We start from the raw sequence: 16,485 nt of genomic DNA on the forward strand, positions 1-16,485 counted from the left end.
GGAAGTAGGCTTGAAACCAAAAAATGTTCAATGAGTGGTCAAAACCTGAAGCCTATAGCTACAAACGAACTGTTACTGACTAACTATAAATAAATCTAATTATTAGCAGAGGCTAACATTTCTTTGAGTTTAGCTAATTCATCTGCCCAGCGAGGATCTGGTTGAATACTACCCTGCTGTTTTTGACTGCTGCTGCTACTACTAGATTTTTTACCACTACGCTTAGTATTGTTACTAGCGTTAGCGTTGTTGACTTTGGGTTTAGGAGCGTTATTAGCGTTACCTTCTGCCACTGGTGCGCCTTCTTCATCTCCTTTAGAACGTGGTAAAGCCTTTTCAATTTTCAAAGGATTATCCATAAACGATTGACCATTATATTTTTCAATAAATTGGTCTGCTGCTTCATCACTTTCGACAGTAACAAAAGCAAAACCACGACATTTTCCTGTTTTACGGTCTTTAATCACTTTGGTTGTGATCTGTTCAGATTCAGCAAACATAGTTGCCAAGGCTTCGCGATCAATTTCTTCTTTAGGTAAATTACCTACATACAAACGGATAGACATACTGTATCTCCCAAGCTAGTTTAATTTTAAAATAGTGTGCAGAGCGAACGCTTTTCTGATGGCAGCTACGCCAAAATATACTAAATTGTCCAAAAGCTTTATTTATAGATGGAGCTTTTTAAGTAACTATTTCAACTGTACACAAATACGCACCCAAACATTTACCCTTTCTAAAGCTATCCAGAAAAAAAACACTAAGGTTGCACCCTGAAAATGTACCAGCTATTAAATATGACGCTACTAATTACTGCCACAGTATCAAAACACCTGTATAACGCAAAATGCCCATTGATTTGAGTCCATGCTGTGCTTTAGAAAACCCAAAGCAGTTCACATTCAATTTAAAAAATTGAATTATATTTTAAATTCTGCACTATCTCTAATTATTACAGAATGTTTACACCATTGACCAATATGTTCTCTTAAATTTGCTTTTTTTTCTTGACAATCTTCCTTTAGGAGGAAAAATCTAGCCAACAATTGACAATTAACTATCGCCAGATATATAACTAATATTATCTAATGTCAATTAATTGTTACATTAGATAATATTAAAGTCAAAATGTCGTTGTTAAGTCATAGATGGAAGTACACATAAAATGTCAAACTCAATGGAATTATCTTTGGAGCAAAAGTTTAATATTCGCTCTTTTGAAAGTCAGGTAAAAGGGATGAGTCACGAACAGGCTCAAGATTTTTTGGTAAAACTATATGAACAAATGTTAATTAAAGATAATATGTATCAAAACTTTATCCGCCATCAGTGGGGTATAGATTCTCCACCTGGAGCATAAAGATAAATCTGCGCACCTCTTGAATCATGCAGCCTCCTTCTCTTGCTGGTTTCCATTGAAAAAAGCTGGGGTTGATGGGGTTTAGACTCAGGTGAAAGACTAAGAAAATTAAGATTATAGAAACTAATAATACTTTTTTTGCTAGTGTTAGAAAAAAGATATTCGCTATTTAGCTTCTATGTTTCAAAGCTGCTTGATTTGCACTGACTTTACCGATGGTTTGTATCGCTTTGTTGACTGTGTACCTAGTCTGTCTCAGTGCGGTTTAAAAAAAATTGTCTTCTTCCATAGTGTTCCTTTTTGGCAAGAAGGAGAAGTTCCCAGAATAGATGAAGAAAAAGTAGAAAAAGCTAAACAACGTTTTCAGATAGCTTTAGAAAATGCCTCTGAATCAATAGATGTTCAAATCGAGGTTCTTTCAGGCAAACCCCTCGACACAATTCCTAGAATATTAAAGAAACATCAGATAGATGTAATCATGACAGGAACGCCGATCAGAAGTTCGCTGCAAGAAAGCTTTTTTGGTAGTACTAGTACAGGCTTGGCAAAAATCACTAGTCAACCTCTTAATATTATTCGCCCAGAACTGATTACTACCTATACTCGCGAAGAGTTAGACTTGCGCTGTCAGCACCTTTGGCGGTATTTACTTATTCCTTATAATGATAGTGAAACTGCTCACTATTTAATAGAAGAGATTAAGAAATATGCCCAGGATCGCCCAGAAAATTCTCTCAAGCAGTGTATGTTGATGAGCGTGGTTGACGATGGCGGTAGAAAGTCAATGATGGTTGAACAACGGCTGAAAGATGCCCAAAGCAAGCTAGATTCAGTTAAACAAGAATTAAAGGCTTTGGATATTGAAGTTAATACTCTAGTCAAGCAAGGCAATCCTTTACAAGAGATTACCATGACTGCATTAGACTTTGATATTAGTGCGATCGCGATCGCCACAGATTATCGTAACAGCCTTTTGCAGTGGACAGTTCGTAGTTTTGCTAATGACTTGATGCGTAGTAGCTGGTTTCCAGTGTTATTATTCTCGCCTAAAAAGTAAACTTACCATAATTGTAGCTCTTAGCTGTCTTGTCGAGCGTATATGCGGGCATACCGCGACCCATTAGCCCGCATATCTTACGCCCTCATAAAGTTACTAATACTTATGGCGATCGCATTATCAAATATTGCCAAGAAAATAAATTGAAGTTTTTGGGCGATCGCACTATGCCTGTCTAGAGCTTATATCGCAGTACGTCAATCGGTTAGCGGTGCGACCCCCGCGCATGGTTCAGCATCGCAAAGCATTCCCTTGCTAGGGAACGCGCACCAAGAAAGTAAAAAGTAAAAAGTAGCTAAGGTGTACCCACCGCAGGGAGTGTTTTAACACAGCCTCGTATTGCTATATCTCTTGAAACTGTTCTTGAGTTAGTTGGCTCGGACTGACACCCAGCACTACTGCCAACTGCTCACCTTGATAACTAATAAAGCTATTAACTCTACCAGCAATTTCCAGTTCATCGTCGGTAATATTATCAGCTAAACCAAGGCGATCTTGATTAAGTTCAAAATCACGAATCCAATCGAGACTTCCTTTTATATTTTCTAAATAAAACAGATCCTTTCCCTCTTCGCCAAGAAGAACATCAATCCCTCCATTGCCGATCAAAACATCATCACCATCGCCACCGTTTAGTCGATCGAACTGCTGACCACCGTTGAGAGTATCATTGCCAGCCTTACCGTTCAGGATATTTTTCTTAGTGGTGCCAGTTAAGATATCATCACCTAGACCGCCATCAATAATCTCAAGATTAGCAGTATCAATCGATCCTGGTTGAACTTCATACGCACCAATGTCGGTTTGTAGAAGAGAACGTTCTAATCCTCGCTGGTCGGTAGTTAGTTTTTTGGAGTTGTTACCTGCATTAATTGCTGAGGAGTCGGGAAGCAGAGCATGAGTAAAAGTCAAACCGCCATTGTCTTTCAACTCACCTAAGCGAGATTTGGCAGGAGCATCAGCAGTGCCGACTAAATCTCCCTTGACACCATCGCTAAAAGCTTTTGTATTATCTGCATTACCAATTAAATTATTACCACCGCTTGTACCATTGCCTAAAAAATCATCATTTTTGCCATTGCCAGAAATAATACTGCTAGTAAAAGTACTGCTGGAAAATTGAGCAGAGACTCCACTACCGTTGCCTCCAGGAAAATTACGGCTATTCATAGCAGTATTTTTAGTAATTGTACTATTGTTAACTTCTAATATGGTATCAAAAGCATCAATACCGCCACCTTGACCCTTAGCAGTATTACCACTAATCGTACTGTTGTTAACTATAGTTGACCCACCCTCGAAACTGGAGCTAGAAATACCGCCACCTCCATATTTCGTCGAATTGTTGTTGCTAATAGTAGAGTTATTGATAGTAGTAGTAGAGTCAGAATTTGACACACCACCACCACCTTGAGCTGAATTATCGCTAACAGTAGAGTTATTGATAGTTGTTGTGGCAAAGTTGTTCGTCAATACACCACCACCACCTTGAGCTGAATTATCGCTAATAATTGATTTGTTAACTGTCAGATTTTCGTGATTATTAATCCCTCCTCCACCTTCTTCGCCAGCATTTGCGCCGCTGATAGTTAATTTGCCGATGGTCACATCAAGATCGCTATCAGAACCATTATCAACATTAAATACCCGACTCTTGTTATCAGCATCTATGGTTAACTTATCTGCACCTAAGCCAGTTATATTTAGGCTTTTGTCTACAGCTAACTCTCCTAAAGTCAGAGTAATCTTTCCGCCACTAAGGCTAGGATCGAAAGTAATACTATCTCCAGAATTGCTCTCTAGAATTGCTTCTCGCAGGGAAATATCATCTACACTCAAATCACCATCATCTTCATCATCGAGAGTTGTTACTATCCTTGATGTTGGTTCTGGTGGCAGAAACGGGAGATCGTAAATCGAGTCAGTATCGGCTTCAAAAGCTCCAATATCAGGGGCATCAAACAAAACACGCTCAAACCCTTTCCCCCGTTGATCGGTAGTTAGTTTTTCAGGGTTGCTACCTGTATTAATCGCTATACTTTCAGGTAAAAGAGCATGAGTAAAGGTATTTCCACCATTATCCTTTAGCTCACCTAGTTGGGGATCTATTGGCTTATTAGCAGTACCGACAAGATCGCCATTAAATAGATTGACAAAATCTGGCGCACCATCGCCATTGCCAATTAGGTTATTACCTCCAGAGATGATACCTGCACCATTTGCATCATTGTTGTCTACGTTGCCTGCAATGATGCTGCTGGTAATATTTATTTGATCTGAGCCAAGTTGATATATTCCTCCACCTTCTGGAGCCGAGTTATCAGCTATGGTACTGTTGGTTACGGTATTGAAACTACCAAAAAGAGTATGTAAGTAAATGCCCCCACCTAGTGCTGTCGAGGTGTTGCCACTAATAGTACTATTACAAATAGTACTGCTGGCATCAGATCCATCAATATTAATACCAGCACCAATCTCAGCTTGATTACTATTGATAGTGCTGTTGACTATATCAGCAAAATTAGAGGAAATACCGCCACCAGATTTAGCTTTATTTTCACTAATAGTACTATCTATAATCGTGACATCATCATTGTAAATACCACCACCCCTACCAAATTTGGCATCATTTTGATAAATGTCGCTATTTCTAATTTTTATCGATACGGCATAGCCATAAATACCACCGCCACTACCAGATTTAGCTGAATTGCCACTGATGATACTACCATTCACAATTAAAGTATTAGGATCGCCGGAAGTAAAACTATTGCTATTTAAGGAAACACCGCCGCCAGTGTTTTTAGCCGTGTTATTACTAATTACGCTGTTGTTAATGGTTGTTGTTGCATCATACTCTTGGAAATCATCATCAGTATCATTGGAAGTATTATAAATACCCCCGCCATCTTTAGCTGTATTGCCAGTTATAGTACTATTGTTAATAGTTAAATTGTCTGTATTTTTAATTCCACCACCATCTTGCTTGTCAGCATTACCACCTGTAATAGCTAAATTCTCTAAGGTTACGTCTAAAGTTTTTTGAGAGCGATCGCCAATGTTGAAAACTCGACTTTTATTATTACCATCTATAGTCAGTTGACCATTATCAAAACCTTGAAGAGTTAGACTTTTATCGATATTTAATTCGCCACGAGTCAGCAAAATAGTTTTATTCTTCAGGCTATTATCGAAGCTAACTTTACTTCCATCTTGGCTATGGACAATTGCCTCGCGCAGGGAAATGTCATTTGCAGCTAAGTTTCCATCATCTTCGTCATCTAAAATCGTAACAATAGGATTATTTAGACTTAGATTCTCTGGGGAATTTTCCATAATTTTTAAGCTTTAGGAACTTGAAGTATTGTTGAGAAAACTTTCGATAGTTGCAAAATTGCGTAGCGAAGCTATGTCGTAGGCGCGATCGCGATTTCAACTAGATTTTGTACTTGTCTATACTATTCGCAGTAAAAATTTTTCTAAGCGCAGAATCTTAATGTCCTGTATAACAGGTCTTGTTTTAAGAGCATTATTAAGATATATGTATTTTTTAGTTTGTGGCTAAACTAAAATCTCAACTTGGCGATCGCATTCAAGATCGAGAAGATGGAGGACAGATAGTGGTATGTCCCGTCTTAAGTTGGTTGCCGTTATCAGAATGTAATATTAGTTTTTATCTAAAAAACTTTTATCTATAAATTGGCAAAATTTATTTTTCAATTGAGCATACGTTTGGTCAATTATTCTTCTTCAGTATTCCATTGCTTAGATTCCTCGGCTGCTTTAAGCTGCCGTTTTTTAACTTTAGGTTTGGGAGTTGTAATTAGCTTTAGCTGTCTAGGTCGGTCGTCGTCTTGTTCCCCCCGACGACGTTGGGAGGTTCTTTCTTCGCTGGTGTTTTCGGTAACAACTTCGTAGAGAATTGCCTGTTTGTTGCTGGTGTTGCCTTTTCTCAGCACTCTACCCAACCTTTGGATATATTCTCTAGTTGAGCCTGTACCCGAAAGGATAATAGCTATTCTGGCATCGGGAACATCTACACCCTCGTTAAGTACATGAGAGGCGACTAAGGTTTTATATTCACCTGCTTTAAATCTGGTTAGTATCTCATGACGCTCTTTGACTGCGGTTTGATAGGTGATGGCAGGGATCAGAAACTGTTGGGAGATACGATAAACCGTAGCGTTGTCGTTGGTAAAGATTAAAATGCGTTCGGCATGATGTTTTTGGATCAGATCGATCAAGATACGGAGTTTGGCATCTGTACCCAAGGCGATCTCTTTAGCTTCACGGTGCGCTAACATGGCTTTTCTACCCTCGGGCGATCGCGCGCTGGCTTGAACAAATAGCTGCCATCCTTCAAGGCTACCTAAAGATATATTAGACTGACGTAGGAACTTGCTTCTAGTGGCGATCGCTTTCTCATATTTCTCCTGTTCTACAGCCAACAGCTTGACTCTCATCTGTACTATTTTATGTTCGGCTAAAGCACCGCCAGAGAGTTCTTCAGGGGTTTTACGATAGACTATTTTGCCAATTAAGGTATCTAAATGGCGGTGTGTACCGTCGCTACGTTCGGGAGTTGCAGTTAAGCCCAAACGATAGGGTGCGATCGCGTATTCGGCAATTACTTTAAAAAAGTCTGTAGGTAAATGGTGGCACTCATCGAAGATCTGGAGTGCATAGCGATTTCCCAGGGTTTCGGCGTGTATAGCTGCGCTGTGGTAGGTGGCAATCAGAATAGGAGTGCGATCGCGCGAACCACCACCTAATAAGCCTATTTCCGCCTGGGGAAAAGCGGCTTCAATTTGAGCATACCACTGGTGCATCAAATCTAAAGTCGGCACCACAATTAGGGTTGTGCGGGGGGTAGCTTCCATTGCTAGCTGTGCTAGATAAGTTTTTCCTGCTGCGGTGGGTAAAACTACTACTCCCTGTCTTTTGGCTTGTTTCCAAGCCTGTAGTGCTTCTGCTTGATGGGGATAGGGTTCAAACTGCGATACAGCTTTTAACTCTAGGTTATAAAATTCTTTAGCATCATCAATAATGTTTTTATCGTCTGCTTGAAGTGCTTCAACCAAAGGACGATAATAAATTGCAGGTATGCGAAACTTTTCAACGCGATCGTCCCAGGTTGCATAGTCTAACCAGGCTTTTCCCTTGGGTGGAGGATGGAGAATTAAAGTTCCACGATCAAATTTTAATTTAGGCGATCGAGGCATATACAGATAAAATAAAGAACAGGTAAACCTATTTATTAACTATTCAATTGCCAATTAATATTATTAAAGCTAGTTTTTTGACACTTAAATAAAATATTAATCTGCTATTAAACATAGCAATTATTGAATCAATATTTCAAATATTGATATATTGATACCGTATAACAAAGGTACAGAATAGGTAAGACAAGCTAAAAACAAATACAAAACAGCGACCGAGCTTAGTGAATAGTATTATCAACAAAACCTGAAAATCTTCAAGTATAAGTTGGAAAATTTCTGAAATTTAGAGCAATTAATTTTTCTTTCTCTATAACAAATTGTAGGTTAAAAGTCTTTTTAGTATAAATCACCATGTCAAAGGTTTTAGTTACCGGCGGTGCTGGTTACATTGGTTCTCATACTGTAAAAATGCTAGGAGAAGCAGGTTACGAAATTGTGATTTACGACAACCTATCTACAGGTTCAGCGATCGCTGTATTATATGGAGAATTAATTAAAGGTGAACTTAGCAATACCGAACAGCTAGCACAAGTTTTTGCTCAACACAAATTCGACGCAGTGCTACACTTTGCAGCTAGTATTTCTGTTCCCGAATCATTAGAAAAACCTTTGGCATACTATCACAACAATACTTGTAACGTAATTAATGTATTGCAGTGTTGTGAAGAGTTTGGTGTTAATCGGTTTATTTTTGCCAGTACCGCAGCCGTATATGGAGAAATTAAAAATTACCCTGTTCAAGAAACAGCTTCAACTTTGCCGATCAATCCTTATGGTCAATCTAAATTGATGAGCGAGAGGATTATCTGTGACTATGCTCAAAGTTCAAGACTTAAATATGTAATCTTACGTTATTTTAACGTTGCAGGAGCAGATAGTTCAGGCAAAATCGGTCAAATGGGTAAAGCTGCTCACTTGATTCGAGTAGGTTGTGATGCAGCTTTGAGTATTCGTCCATCTGCTAGTATCTTTGGTACAGATTATTCAACTCCAGACGGCACAGGCATCCGCGACTATATTCATGTCGAAGACTTAGCTGCTGCCCATGTAGATGCTTTAGCTTATTTAGAAACAGAATCCCCCAGTCAAATTTTAAACTGCGGCTATGGTACTGGCTATAGCGTTAGAGAAGTATTATCCAAAATCAAAGAGATTTCAGGAGTAGATTTTCCGATTGAGGAGACTCTTCGTAGACAAGGAGATCCTGCTTGTGTAGTAGCATCAGGAGACAAAATTCGCGAAGTTATTGGCTGGCAACCACAACACAATTCTTTAGATAAGATTGTTAGTTCGGCTTTAGAGTGGGAAAAGAAAAAAATTAAGTAGCTAAACTTATTTGATAATGGTGAAGCCTTAATAGTCCGACAACTACGACGCAACATCTTTAGGACTAGCGAAACTAAAATCACCAAGATAAGGTTATGGTAAAAACTGGCTCAAACATCATGAATCGAGACTAAAGCGTGAAACCAGGTATTTTATACGGCGTTAGTGTCGGCACAGGGGATCCTGAATTAATTACTGTCAAAGGATTACGGATCTTACAAACTAGCGATATTATTGCCTTTCCTGCTGGTATTAATAATCGTCCAGGAATAGCTCAAAATATTATTGAGCGTTGGTTACAGCCACAACAGCAAATTTTGCCCTTAAAGTTTCCTTACACTCAAGATGTGGAAGTTTTACAAGCAGCTTGGTCAGAAGCAGCAGACCAAGTTTGGCAGTATCTTGACCAGGGAGTAAACATTACTTTTGCCTGTTTAGGAGACGTTAGCTTTTATAGCACCTTTACTTATTTAGCTCAAGCTTTAGAGCGATCGCATCCAGAAGCAAAGATAGAAACTGTCCCTGGAGTTTGTTCGCCAATGGCGATCGCCTCTGTCTTAAAGATACCTCTCACCATCAACCATCAGCGTTTGGCGGTATTACCTGCTCTACATACAGTTAAAGAATTAGAAATAGCTTTGGACTGGGCAGAGATAATTGTATTACTCAAAGTAAGTTCTGTTTACCAGCAGGTTTGGCAAATTTTAGAGCAGCGAAATCTCTTAAATTCTAGCTATATTGTCGAAAAAGCAACTTTTCCTGAGCAAAAAATATATGATGATCTTGCCAACTATCCTCAGCTTAAACTGTCTTACTTTTCAATTATGCTCATTAACAATAGCTAAACTTTTAAGCTGGTGAAATCAACAAATATTTCAAAGGCTTATGGGTTATAGGTTATATGCGATTATGAACCAAGCTTAAAGGCTTCTAGAAATAAACTAAAGGTTAAACCAATTTTAAATAAATTGAATACGTCTACATAAAGCGATCGCCTGACGGGTAAAAAAGCTGCTTGTTGACGGTTGCGACGACTATAAGCAAACTTACTGGTTAATTCAGTAAAGATAAGCAAAACCGCTGCTGCGGGAACATCCCAGACTGCATCCTGTCCCGCAGTAGTTGCAATTGCCGAACCCATAAAAAATCCAAAAAGAAAACTAATCAAGCTCAAGGCAATACGTCGCCAAGGATTACTAAACATCAATTCTAAGCGTGAGTCTGTAATCTCTACCAGACTGTTAAGACGAGTACGTTGCATTTCAATTATCAATTACTATTTAGTGGGCAACAAAAGCTGATTGGTAGGTAAAATACAAAACTATTTTTTGCCCACCCTACAATGTTTAATGCTTATCAATACGGTTAAAAATCCAAAAAGAACTTACCAAACCAACAAAATGACCAGCGATAATATTGATACAGGCTTGGATAATAAATACATCTAAAGAATTAACAAATTCTGTATTGCTTTGATTATTAAAAACTTTTGCAGGATCAAAAGACAAAGTTTTCGAGAGGACAAGACCCGCGATGGTTTCCGCACCCAATATAGTGATTAATGTACCGACTAGACTAGTAATAATACCAATTTGAATTATTTTGATCGTGGTAGATTTTTTGGGTGGAGCAGTGTTTGGTTGAGCAAATTTAGCTGCCATCTTGCCATATCTAAAGGCAATACAAATACCGACGATTAAACAGATCAATCCACATACACCGCAAAATATGCTAAATCCAACGCCTGGAGTACTTCTTTGCGCTCGATTGGTAATGGCTAAAGCTAAGGTAACAGAAGAGACAACTCCTAAAAATACTTGAATCCAGAATCCAGCTAACCCACCCCACTTGAGGGCATTAGCTGCTTGAAGCATTCGGGCAGATTTTGTAGCTGGGGCAGTACGTGAACTAGGATCTTGGGAAAATGGGGTAATTTCTGATTCTTTTGCCATGGTTGAGTTTTCCTTGGTAGTTGATGATTAATAAAAGTACACTTAATATCTAGTAAATTTTTTGAGGCTAGTTTTCTGAGCAATAAAGGCTATTTTAACTATAGTTATTCATTTAATTATTTGAGATATATCAATCAATAATAAACTAGATAGATGAGAGAGTTAGCGAGGTAGTTGCAAATTTGTCCTTGGAGGCAGATTTGAGGAAAGTCCGGACTCCCGAAAGACCATACTTGCTGGATAATTCCCAGTGCGAGCGATCGCGAGGAGAGTGCCACAGAAAAATACCGCCTTTTCATTGAACATTGAACATTGAACAGCAAAAACTGATAAATGATAAATGTTTAATGATAAATGAGTTTGGTAAGGGTGCAAAGGTGCGGTAAGAGCGCACCAGCAGTATCGAGAGGTACTGGCTCGGTAAACCCCGGTAGGGAGCAAGGACGGAGGGATTATGGTTGGTCTTTTTCCAGTCCCGTTTTTGGCGGTGAGGGACTTCGAGCTACCCAGTCGCCGAAGGGCGCACTGGGTAGCTCGAATTGCTGCTTCTTAAGCAGCTTGTCCAATCACCGCTTTGGAGAGCCGCAAGAGGTGTTTGGTAACAAACATCCCAGATAGATAACTACCCTTGGCTGAAGTTGATGTAGCATTTTGTTACATTATCTAAGTTTGAGAACAGAATCCGGCTTACGTTCTAACTCTCTCTATTCTATTTTGTCCCTAGCTAAATGTTTGCAGATCCCAGACGACAAAAACAATTAGAAAAATTTCTAGGCAAGCTTGGGTTACCGTCTGCTGTAGACGTTGACCTGTCTTTGCTTGATTTGGCTTTGACTCATCCTAGTATCTCTCGCACTCACAACTATGAGCAGCTAGAGTTTGTTGGCGATTCTGTGGTCAGGTTAATTGCAGCAGAACTATTATTAGAAACCTATCCCCAAGAATCGGTAGGGGAATTTGCTGCTATTCGTTCTATTTTAGTAAGCGATCGCGTTTTGGCGGAGTTGGCTGAAAGTTACGGAGTTGAACCATATTTATTGATTGGTACCAATGCCACAGGCAACCCTATCGGCAGACAGTCTTGGTTAGCAGACGCTTTTGAAGCAGTATTAGGAGCTTTATACCTCAGCACTCACAATATGGATTTGATTCGTCCTTGGCTAGATGGGGCATTAAAAACTAGAGCAGCAGAGGTTTTAAACGATCCTGCTCGCTTTAATTATAAAGATGCTCTACAGGAATGGACTCAGAGAAAACACAAAATTTTGCCTGAATACCGAGTTCGGGAAAACAAAGATTTCAAACTAGCCAAAACCGAAGCAACACCAGATCCTTCTTCATATCAAGCTCATCGCTTCATAGCTGAAGTCTGGTTGGAAAATCGCTGTTTAGCTACAGGGATAGGACGTTCTAAAAAAGCTGCCGAACAAGCAGCAGCAAAAGAAGCTCTTTTAGCTATACCAAATGAATGATTATCAATTAATAGTTTTGCGCCAATACAATCAAATAGTAGTATGGGAAAATATAAGATTTTAGCTAGTCTGGTGATAAATCACTGGGCGTGGAATATGCTGCTTATAAAGCAGCATATTCCACGCCCACTAGGAATTAGATAATAAAACAGCCTTTAGAAGCGATGATGAAAAATGATGATCTAAATTTAATCGAAAACGAATCCAGTAATCCTTTAGGTCAAACAAGTTCTACAAACTTATCATCAGAAATTCCTCCACCAGACCCAGAGCGAATGCTGGAGTTATTAGAATCGACAACTGCTGCCGATAGAATGTTAGCAGCAAGGGCTTTTTGTGAATTGAAAGATCCCCGCTCTATTCCTTTATTAATTAAACTTTTAGATGATACTTGCCCTTTGGTTAGAGTTAGTACTACCTATGCTTTAGGTCGCAATACCGATGCTAGTACTGTTGAACCGCTGATTGAATTATTAGCCAGAGATTTTAATGGTTATGTGCGTAAGGGAATTGTTTGGGCTTTGGGCAACAGTAAAGATCGTCGCGCTCTTAAACCCCTAATTCACGCCTTGAAAACTGATATCTCGGCGGTTAGACTTTGGGCAGCTAGTGGTTTAGCGCAGATAGCTCCTTTAGACTATGACGATATTATTGCTGCTATTCCGCCTTTGATTCAAGGTTTAAGACGAGACCCCACCGCAGCAGTACGCAGTAACTGTGCTTGGGCAATTGGGCAACTATGTCGCGAACTACCTTCTAACGTGGTTTATGCCACGGCGATCGATGCTTTAGTTGAGTCTTTGGTTGAAGATGACGATCTTAGCGTCAAAGATGATGCCAGAAGTGCTATTCTCAAGGTCGGCGATCCTGGCGGTCTACAAATGATCGAAGAATTGGAATTTGAAGGATTAATTTAATCGATAAAATATTACATGACAAAACCCCTGATTGTAGGCGTAAGCGGTGCTTCGGGACTGATTTATGCTGTGCGCGCTTTGAAGTATTTACTGGCTGCTGACTATTCAATTGAGCTAGTTGCTTCTCGTGCTACCTATATGGTTTGGCAAGCAGAAGAAAACATTCGGATGCCCACCGACCCAGAAGAACAAGAATTATTTTGGCGAGAAAAGGCGGGAATTATGCAGGGGGGAACCCTTAACTGTCATCGCTGGAATGATGTGGGGGACAATATCGCTAGTGGTTCTTTTCGGACTTTGGGTATGATCGTTATTCCCTGTAGCATGAGTACAGTAGCTAAAATTGCCACAGGTTTAAGCTCCGATCTATTAGAAAGAGCCTCAGATGTACAGATTAAAGAGGGCAAACCTTTAGTAGTTGTTCCTAGAGAAACCCCATTTAGTCTCATTCACCTGCGCAACCTAACTACTTTAGCTGAGGCTGGGGTTAAAATTGTTCCTGCTATTCCTGCCTGGTATCATCATCCTCAAACTATTGAAGATTTAGTGGATTTTGTGGTAGCTCGTGCTTTAGATACTCTCGATATTGATTGCATTCCGCTCAAGCGTTGGAAAAGCAGTTAGCAATTGCTGATACCAAATTAAATAATATTTACTACAAATATCTCGTTAGGGCGAACGGCCGTTCGCCCCTACAAATAATAATGTGTTGTGTCTTTAATTTAAATTGGTATGATTATCTCGATACTGCTTGATATTACGAATCATTTAAAAGCTTACAGCTATAGGTTTTCAAGCGACTCACTCCGTTTTTAAATTCACACCAAGTAGAGCAACATAATTAAACTGAAAATAGAATTCTTCTAGTCCCCCAGCCCCCTAGGTCTCCCAGTCAATCTATACCAAGGTTTATTGTTTCCTGCCTACTTAGACGTAATTACTGGAAAAACATATTGTCTTGCTGCATGAACTAAAGGCAATAAAGCCCCAGCTTGTTCTGTACCGTTAACTCCCAAGTCACTATGACAAAGAAATATTGTTTCTGCTCTTGCCATAACATCTCGCAGGATACGCTCCAAACGAGCTTTATCCATCTCATATTCATCTTCAGGCATCCAGACTCTTCCTGACCATTGTTTAAGAAATAAAGGAGCAGCAAATAGAGTTGCCGCACCGCCCTGTGACCAGAGAGGTGAACTAGCATCCAGCCAAAACTGCCAGGGATGATGCGATCGCAGGGAACGATACTGGAATACAGTAGCTAGGGTAACTGCCTCTACTTGAGGAGAAAATTGACTCATTGGGCGAGGATTAGCGGTAATTGTGCCACGACGCAACAGGTTGATGAATTGGGCTATGGTAGCAGCCTGGGTTTGAAAACTAGGTTCATTTTGTCGCAGGCGACGATCTACTTCCCAAAAGTGTTGGGCGGTTTCCATTAATTCTCGCAGTATTGCCAGCCTGTCACTGGTTAAATGTGCGCCATTGTTTAAAAAGTGCTTAATAGCTTCTGATAACAAAATCGTCGGTGTAAAAAAACTTTGCTGCTGCTGTCGAACTTTGGTGTTTTCAATCCAGCTAACAATTTCTTGATAGGCTATGGTGGCTTGATGTCCCAAACGATCCCAACGGGGAAAAGTTTCTACAGCAGACAAATAAGGATGTTCTGGATCGACATGATAACAGTAGTCGGCGATTAAGCCCGCCCGCACTGGATCGATGTGAGAAGTTAATCGATCATTTTGAAATTTTTGACTAAATACCGTTAACATTTCGGCGATGGAGTCACGGTCAACCAAGCGACCTAAATCGGAGTAAATTAAACCTAATAAGGTAAGTAGACTTCTGACTAAAGGCGAGCTAATGATAGGACGTTGTTCGTTGAGAGGTATCACGGGAATACCTTTAGCAGCCAGAATTTCGATTAAAGTATAGCGGGCAATTTCATCTAAACCAGGGGCAATAATGGCAATATCTGAAGGCTTAAGCCCCTGCTGTTGAACAGCCTGGATTATCATCTCGGCAGTTTGACGCAATAATTCCGCACGGGAAATGGTTTGTACCGACTGAATAGCTTCGGGGGCATCAACGAGATAGGCTGCTTCTGTGACCAAATCTACTGCGGTATCAGCAAAAACGGCTATATTACTAGTAGAAGGAGATAATTTTTCCTGCTGACAGCGAGCAGCTAAACCTGCTATGTAATCTGGATCGGCGTTTAAGCCCAAGCGAATTTTGCCATCGGGATTATAGGTAAAAACGGAATATGCACCTCGATCGAGCATAAACTCAAATAGATCGCGAGCGATCGCTGGATAATCATCTACATCATCGGCAAAAACTGCCTGATAACGGTTTGTCAAGTGTTGCTGATATTGAGGATTGGGTAATAAATAACGCCAGTAAAGCTCGTAAATTAGACCATAGGTCAACAAACCCCGTTCCAAACACCAAGATCGCCAGAGTAACAGTAATTCTCCCATTCTTTGCCAGAGATGGCTTTTATCTTGCTCAACTAAATCTAATCCTGCTAAACCCTGAGATAACATGGTGGAGATATCTTCGGTTGGCACACCGCTAGTCCCCGCTAGCTGCATTAGATCTAAAGTTTGTCTTACCAAACGGTATTCGTTGTCAAATTCACACAAAGCTGACCAATCTGCTTGCGATCGCCATAGCTGAGTTGCTAACTCTTGTTCGGTTTCAGGGCGCAGTCGCAACGGAAATTGTGCCTTAAGATTCAACTGTTCAAAAATTAAGGGAAAGAATAACATCACCTCATCGGTAATAAAGCCTACAGAAGTTTTACAAACTACGGGATAAGTTCCATCTACAGCGAGAACAAGGCGATCGCTTAATTGGCGACGGCTTTGATTATTAGCAGCAAAGACTAAAATAGCAGAAGCTAAATTTTGAGGCAGAGCTTTAATCTTAGGTTTTAATAACTGTTTTCTTACCCAAGCAGAAAATTCCGTTACCAAACGAGAAGTTTTGCCTGTACGAGTTGTTCCTGTAATCCAAAGGGATGAAGTAGACACAATCTATTAACCTATAATCTATTAACCTATAACCTATAACTGAGGGCGACCCCGCGTCGCCGTCAGGCGCAAGGGAACGCGCCCGAACCCGAAGGGCTATAACCTATAACTTCCTACTTCTTACTTATTAGTATATAT

15 protein-coding genes and 1 other RNA gene are annotated in these 16,485 nt (G+C 40.0%); 10 read left to right on the forward strand and 6 right to left on the reverse strand.

The features are described 5' to 3' along the window. Positions 1 to 95: 95 nt before the first annotated feature. Positions 96 to 566 carry an RNA recognition motif domain-containing protein gene (locus tag SLP02_RS15800; RefSeq protein WP_319421651.1) on the reverse strand — a complete coding sequence of 157 codons (471 nt, stop codon included), beginning with the start codon at positions 564 to 566 and terminating at the stop codon, positions 96 to 98. A 599-nt stretch (positions 567 to 1,165) separates the two neighbouring features. On the opposite strand from SLP02_RS15800, the gene SLP02_RS15805 reads away from it, so the two are divergent. The 3 genes from SLP02_RS15805 to SLP02_RS15815 all read left to right on the forward strand — a co-directional run bounded on the left by SLP02_RS15805 (position 1,166) and on the right by SLP02_RS15815 (position 2,596). After that, positions 1,166 to 1,360, forward strand: coding sequence for an NblA/ycf18 family protein (locus tag SLP02_RS15805; protein ID WP_319421652.1), 195 nt, complete (start codon positions 1,166 to 1,168; stop codon positions 1,358 to 1,360). Positions 1,361 to 1,538: 178 nt separating this feature from the next. Beyond that, on the forward strand, positions 1,539 to 2,417 hold the full coding sequence (locus SLP02_RS15810) for a universal stress protein (protein WP_319421653.1): 879 nt from the start codon (positions 1,539 to 1,541) through the stop codon (positions 2,415 to 2,417). 29 nt (positions 2,418 to 2,446) lie between these two features. After that, positions 2,447 to 2,596: a hypothetical protein gene (locus SLP02_RS15815; protein ID WP_319421654.1), complete on the forward strand. Its 150-nt coding sequence runs from the start codon at positions 2,447 to 2,449 to the stop codon at positions 2,594 to 2,596. A gap of 163 nt (positions 2,597 to 2,759) precedes the next feature. Here the strand turns inward: SLP02_RS15815 and SLP02_RS15820 are convergent, their stop codons facing one another. Continuing rightward, positions 2,760 to 5,753 (reverse strand): choice-of-anchor Q domain-containing protein, encoded by a 2,994-nt coding sequence (locus tag SLP02_RS15820; RefSeq protein WP_319421655.1) that lies wholly within the window; start codon positions 5,751 to 5,753, stop codon positions 2,760 to 2,762. A 221-nt stretch (positions 5,754 to 5,974) separates the two neighbouring features. Here SLP02_RS15820 and SLP02_RS15825 point away from each other — a divergent pair, with 221 nt between their 5' ends. After that, positions 5,975 to 6,115, forward strand: a complete 141-nt coding sequence (locus tag SLP02_RS15825) for a hypothetical protein (RefSeq protein ID WP_319421656.1) — start codon at positions 5,975 to 5,977, stop codon at positions 6,113 to 6,115. Between the two features lie 42 nt (positions 6,116 to 6,157). Here SLP02_RS15825 and SLP02_RS15830 read toward each other — a convergent pair whose 3' ends face one another. Beyond that, positions 6,158 to 7,639: a DEAD/DEAH box helicase gene (locus tag SLP02_RS15830; protein ID WP_319421657.1), complete on the reverse strand. Its 1,482-nt coding sequence runs from the start codon at positions 7,637 to 7,639 to the stop codon at positions 6,158 to 6,160. A 354-nt stretch (positions 7,640 to 7,993) separates the two neighbouring features. Between SLP02_RS15830 and galE the strand changes: the two genes are divergently transcribed. Further along, on the forward strand, positions 7,994 to 8,968 hold the full coding sequence (gene galE / locus SLP02_RS15835; RefSeq protein WP_319421658.1) for a UDP-glucose 4-epimerase GalE: 975 nt from the start codon (positions 7,994 to 7,996) through the stop codon (positions 8,966 to 8,968). Positions 8,969 to 9,105: 137 nt separating this feature from the next. Next, positions 9,106 to 9,813, forward strand: coding sequence for a precorrin-2 C(20)-methyltransferase (locus SLP02_RS15840; protein WP_319421659.1), 708 nt, complete (start codon positions 9,106 to 9,108; stop codon positions 9,811 to 9,813). A gap of 62 nt (positions 9,814 to 9,875) precedes the next feature. On the opposite strand, the gene SLP02_RS15845 is transcribed toward SLP02_RS15840, so the two are convergent. Both SLP02_RS15845 and SLP02_RS15850 read right to left on the reverse strand, forming a co-directional pair. Continuing rightward, positions 9,876 to 10,229 (reverse strand): DUF565 domain-containing protein, encoded by a 354-nt coding sequence (locus SLP02_RS15845; RefSeq protein ID WP_319421660.1) that lies wholly within the window; start codon positions 10,227 to 10,229, stop codon positions 9,876 to 9,878. Between the two features lie 85 nt (positions 10,230 to 10,314). Next, positions 10,315 to 10,920, reverse strand: coding sequence for a DUF3611 family protein (locus SLP02_RS15850; RefSeq protein ID WP_319421661.1), 606 nt, complete (start codon positions 10,918 to 10,920; stop codon positions 10,315 to 10,317). A gap of 158 nt (positions 10,921 to 11,078) precedes the next feature. On the opposite strand from SLP02_RS15850, the gene rnpB reads away from it, so the two are divergent. From rnpB to SLP02_RS15870, 4 genes are all read left to right on the forward strand, one after another. Further along, an RNA gene (gene rnpB / locus SLP02_RS15855) (RNase P RNA component class A) lies at positions 11,079 to 11,626 on the forward strand. Between the two features lie 22 nt (positions 11,627 to 11,648). Then, the gene (gene rnc / locus SLP02_RS15860) at positions 11,649 to 12,392 is read left to right on the forward strand and encodes a ribonuclease III (RefSeq protein WP_319421662.1); all 744 of its coding nucleotides are present in this window, start codon (positions 11,649 to 11,651) and stop codon (positions 12,390 to 12,392) included. 167 nt (positions 12,393 to 12,559) lie between these two features. Beyond that, positions 12,560 to 13,309, forward strand: coding sequence for a HEAT repeat domain-containing protein (locus SLP02_RS15865; RefSeq protein ID WP_413467388.1), 750 nt, complete (start codon positions 12,560 to 12,562; stop codon positions 13,307 to 13,309). Positions 13,310 to 13,324: 15 nt separating this feature from the next. Then, positions 13,325 to 13,933, forward strand: a complete 609-nt coding sequence (locus SLP02_RS15870; protein WP_319421664.1) for a flavin prenyltransferase UbiX — start codon at positions 13,325 to 13,327, stop codon at positions 13,931 to 13,933. A 299-nt stretch (positions 13,934 to 14,232) separates the two neighbouring features. On the opposite strand, the gene SLP02_RS15875 is transcribed toward SLP02_RS15870, so the two are convergent. Then, positions 14,233 to 16,347: a DEAD/DEAH box helicase gene (locus SLP02_RS15875; RefSeq protein ID WP_319421665.1), complete on the reverse strand. Its 2,115-nt coding sequence runs from the start codon at positions 16,345 to 16,347 to the stop codon at positions 14,233 to 14,235. Between the last annotated feature and the right edge of the window lie 138 nt (positions 16,348 to 16,485).

This window comes from Pleurocapsa sp. FMAR1 (assembly GCF_963665995.1).
In the GTDB taxonomy this organism is placed as follows: Bacteria; Cyanobacteriota; Cyanobacteriia; order Cyanobacteriales; family Xenococcaceae; genus Waterburya.

Excerpts from the sequence above, each read along its gene's own strand:
- SLP02_RS15800 (WP_319421651.1), bottom strand. The coding sequence starts at position 566 with ATGTCTATCCGTTTGTATGTAGGTAATTTACCTAAAGAAGAAATTGAT.
- SLP02_RS15805 (WP_319421652.1), top strand. The coding sequence starts at position 1,166 with ATGTCAAACTCAATGGAATTATCTTTGGAGCAAAAGTTTAATATTCGC.
- SLP02_RS15810 (WP_319421653.1), top strand. The coding sequence starts at position 1,539 with ATGTTTCAAAGCTGCTTGATTTGCACTGACTTTACCGATGGTTTGTAT.
- SLP02_RS15820 (WP_319421655.1), bottom strand. The coding sequence starts at position 5,753 with ATGGAAAATTCCCCAGAGAATCTAAGTCTAAATAATCCTATTGTTACG.
- SLP02_RS15830 (WP_319421657.1), bottom strand. The coding sequence starts at position 7,639 with ATGCCTCGATCGCCTAAATTAAAATTTGATCGTGGAACTTTAATTCTC.
- galE (WP_319421658.1), top strand. The coding sequence starts at position 7,994 with ATGTCAAAGGTTTTAGTTACCGGCGGTGCTGGTTACATTGGTTCTCAT.
- SLP02_RS15845 (WP_319421660.1), bottom strand. The coding sequence starts at position 10,229 with ATGCAACGTACTCGTCTTAACAGTCTGGTAGAGATTACAGACTCACGC.
- SLP02_RS15850 (WP_319421661.1), bottom strand. The coding sequence starts at position 10,920 with ATGGCAAAAGAATCAGAAATTACCCCATTTTCCCAAGATCCTAGTTCA.
- rnc (WP_319421662.1), top strand. The coding sequence starts at position 11,649 with ATGTTTGCAGATCCCAGACGACAAAAACAATTAGAAAAATTTCTAGGC.
- SLP02_RS15865 (WP_413467388.1), top strand. The coding sequence starts at position 12,560 with ATGAAAAATGATGATCTAAATTTAATCGAAAACGAATCCAGTAATCCT.
- SLP02_RS15870 (WP_319421664.1), top strand. The coding sequence starts at position 13,325 with ATGACAAAACCCCTGATTGTAGGCGTAAGCGGTGCTTCGGGACTGATT.